Consider the following 389-nt stretch of genomic DNA (forward strand, 5'->3'; position numbering starts at 1 on the left):
ACGCACCAACCCGTCCCGTCCGCGACCGCACCGAAAGACTAGCACCGGCATTCGGCATATATCCCGAGGTGACTCGAGAAATCAACGTACACATCCGGGTTAGGCATCACGGTGAAGCCGCCGACCAGCGCCATCGAGCACTCGCCCGACCGCAGCGCCTGCGCGGCCAGGAGCAGCGCGAGCAGCGACGACCAGCACACCGTGACCACCGTCACCGCCGCCCCCTCCAGGCCGTACGAGAACCAGACGCGGCAGGACAGCACGCGCGCCGCGTTCCCGGTGCCGATGTGGCCCGCCGAGTCAGCGACGTCCTCGGACACGTCGTCCAGCAGAGCGACGTTGTCCTGACCGTAGGTTCCGGCGTACGCGCCGCCCTCGTCGCAGCGGAG

At 68.6% G+C, this 389-nt stretch carries 1 protein-coding gene; it reads right to left on the bottom strand.

Going from position 1 to position 389, the window contains the following annotated elements; all coding sequences use genetic code 11:
* Positions 1-38: 38 nt before the first annotated feature.
* The coding region (locus PUR56_RS29420) for a beta-ketoacyl synthase N-terminal-like domain-containing protein (RefSeq protein WP_329951178.1) at positions 39-389 on the bottom strand (351 nt) is incomplete at its 5' end.

It is taken from the genome of Streptomyces sp. BE303, assembly GCF_036290945.1.
In the GTDB taxonomy this organism is placed as follows: Bacteria; Actinomycetota; Actinomycetes; order Streptomycetales; family Streptomycetaceae; genus Kitasatospora.